Origin of the sequence: Halopseudomonas yangmingensis, assembly GCF_900114825.1 — a bacterium.
GTDB lineage: Bacteria > Pseudomonadota > Gammaproteobacteria > Pseudomonadales > Pseudomonadaceae > Halopseudomonas > Halopseudomonas yangmingensis.
Genome location: NZ_FOUI01000044.1, coordinates 1 through 1,324 on the forward strand (window position 1 = coordinate 1; position 1,324 = coordinate 1,324).

1 protein-coding gene is annotated in these 1,324 nt (G+C 63.4%); it reads left to right on the top strand.

The annotated features are described in order from the left end of the window. The first annotated feature begins 89 nt into the window (after positions 1 to 89). Positions 90 to 1,181, top strand: a complete 1,092-nt coding sequence (locus tag BMZ23_RS14740; RefSeq protein WP_093479095.1) for an IS5-like element ISPa8 family transposase — start codon at positions 90 to 92, stop codon at positions 1,179 to 1,181. Positions 1,182 to 1,324 lie beyond the last annotated feature (143 nt).

The following is a 1,324-nucleotide window of genomic DNA, read 5'->3' on the forward strand; positions in this document are numbered from 1 at the left end:
CAGCCTGTTGAAATTCGCCTACGGCCTGTCTGACTTTGCCGTGTAAGGTTTACGATATCGGCTCCAATCTGCCGGGAACCCCGATTTCCATGCGTGGCGCCGATATCACTCAGGAATCCTTGTTCACTGTCGCCAAGCTCGATGACTTCGTGCCAGCGACTCACCCACTGCGCGCCATCCGCAAGCTGGCAGACACCGCTCTGCAGCGGATGAGCGCCCTGTTCGACACCTTGTATGCCGACACCGGCCGCGCCTCGATCGCCCCCGAGAAGCTGATGCGGGCGCAGTTGCTGCAGTTGTTCTACTCGCTGCGCAGCGAGCGGATGCTGATGGAGCAGCTGGGCTACAACCTGCTGTTCCGCTGGTTCGTCGGCCTGGCCATTGATGATCCGGTGTGGGATCACTCGGTCTTCTCGAAGAATCGTGACCGCCTCAATGCTCAGGCAGTGGCCGCTGAGTTTCTGAGCGAGGTGGTACGCCTGGCGGAGAAGCAGGGGCTGATCTCGGATGAGCACTTCTCGGTCGACGGCACATTGCTGCAAGCCTGGGCCTCTCAGAAGAGTTTCCGTCCCAAGGACGATACGCCAGACGACCCGGGCCCCGGCCCGCGCAATGCCCCGCCGGACTTCAAGGGGCACAAGCGCAGCAACGACACCCACGCCTCGACCAGCGATCCGGATGCCCGGCTGTACCGCAAGAGCCACAACACCGGCGCGCAGCTGAGTTACATGGGGCATGTGCTGATGGAGCACCGCAGTGGCCTGGTGCGCAGTGCTCATGTGACTCTGGCCGGTGGCCATGGCGAACGCGAAGCCGCGCTGGCGATGCTGAGCAAGCTGGGTGGTCGCCGTCGACGCACCCTGGCCGCGGACAAGGCTTACGACACGGCAGACTTCGTGGCCGCCTGTCGTGCCCTCGGCGTGACACCCCATGTTGCGCAGAACACCAATGGTCGGCGCAGCGCCATCGATGGCCGTACCACGCGCCACGCCGGCTATGGTCTGAGCCTGAAGATTCGCGCCTGGATCGAAACCCACTTCGGCTGGCTCAAGGCGGCGGCCGGGCTGCGCCAGGTGAAGCAACGCGGACTTGAGCGTGTCGACGCGCTGTTCCAGCTGGCCATGGCGGCAAGCAACCTGGTGCGCCTGCCGAAGCTGCTGGCTACAGGCTCAATGGCATGAGCGCGTTGACGGGGAAGGTGCGCCTGGAGCACGCCAAATCGGGCTATTTCCATCGATTGGCGCCCTAAACGGGAAGTAAACGAGCGCGACCGCTGCTGCCAGAAGCAGTGGGCGTAATCATCGCGGCGAATTTCAACAGGCTG